Origin of the sequence: uncultured Aquimarina sp., from assembly GCF_947492115.1 — a bacterium.
Lineage (GTDB): Bacteria > Bacteroidota > Bacteroidia > Flavobacteriales > Flavobacteriaceae > Aquimarina.
In genome coordinates this window covers 1-674 of the sequence record NZ_CANLMM010000042.1, presented here as the reverse complement: position 1 = coordinate 674, position 674 = coordinate 1, and the positions used below count along the sequence as shown (strand labels likewise).

Below are 674 nucleotides of genomic sequence, written 5' to 3'. Positions count from 1 at the left end.
CGTTGTACCTAATACCACTACGAAACTCAATGAAACTCAATGAAACTCAATAAAAGCATTTATACATTACTAATTTTGGTTGCTCTTTTATCTTGTGGTAATGAAAATTTGAATGAGAATAATAGTATAATTTGGGACAACCTATCTTCATTGAGATTTTATGACAATAGCACTTTACCTGAGGTAAAGATCGAAGCTATAAATAATGCGGATTTAGATTTAATGGAATTTATAGAAGCTGATATCAATTCAGCAAAGAGAATTCTTAATCAATCTACGTCTACTAAGGAAAAATATTTTTGGAAAGGTGGAGGATGGTTAGTTATTGCTAAATTTAATAATGGAGAAACAAGAAGAATTAAAGTTAGTGGTTATGGAGGGTTCTTCTATGATGTAGAAGCAGAAAAGTTTTACTCATTTAGTGACGAACAGCGAAATGTCTGGAAAGAATTTTATCGAAAATATACCAAAGCACTTTACGAAAAAAGAAAAAAAAGTACATAGGTACAACACGATATATGTGCTCATAGCAGCCAAGTGATCAATCGATCGGTTGTTGTATTTTTGGTAAGGCGCAATGCTTGCAGAATGGAAAAGTTAGCAACTAATGCGCAGAAAAACCGAAAAGCAAGGTAACAATTTGCCCTACTACGGCACATATATTAAACGTTGTG

1 protein-coding gene is annotated in these 674 nt (G+C 32.8%); it reads left to right on the top strand.

The annotated features are described in order from the left end of the window. Positions 1-39 precede the first annotated feature (39 nt). Entirely contained in the window at positions 40-504 is a 465-nt protein-coding gene (locus tag Q1A73_RS24440; RefSeq protein WP_299611449.1) for a hypothetical protein, read from the top strand. Positions 505-674: the final 170 nt, after the last annotated feature.